This window comes from Gordonia asplenii (genome assembly GCF_012933505.1).
GTDB lineage: Bacteria > Actinomycetota > Actinomycetes > Mycobacteriales > Mycobacteriaceae > Gordonia > Gordonia asplenii.
This window is the reverse complement of the sequence record NZ_JABBNB010000128.1, coordinates 1-253: the sequence shown is the minus strand read 5'-3', so window position 1 is coordinate 253 and position 253 is coordinate 1. Positions and strand designations below refer to the sequence as shown.

General features: G+C 55.3%; 1 protein-coding gene. It reads right to left on the bottom strand.

Translation table 11 applies throughout. The features are described 5' to 3' along the window. A partial coding sequence (locus HH308_RS29480) for a transposase (RefSeq protein ID WP_211188993.1) occupies positions 1-154 on the bottom strand: 154 nt, incomplete at its 3' end. Positions 155-253 lie beyond the last annotated feature (99 nt).

The window sequence follows — 253 nt, the reverse complement described above, 5'->3', positions numbered from 1 at the left end:
GCTGTTGATGATCGACGTCAAGTCGGTGCGCCATCGGCTGCATCGACTTGCGTTGCCCGTCCATCAGCAACCCACGCGCGTACAACTGCGCCTTCACCCGTTGATCCGATCGAGGCAACGATGAAAATACTTCAGCCACAAAGGATTCCAGCATGGACTGGACATCGGCGAGTTCACTGTCCTTCACTCTCAAAGGTTCTCGAGACCGCGCTCGAGTGTCAAGCCGACACGCCGAGCTAACAAAGTACTACTA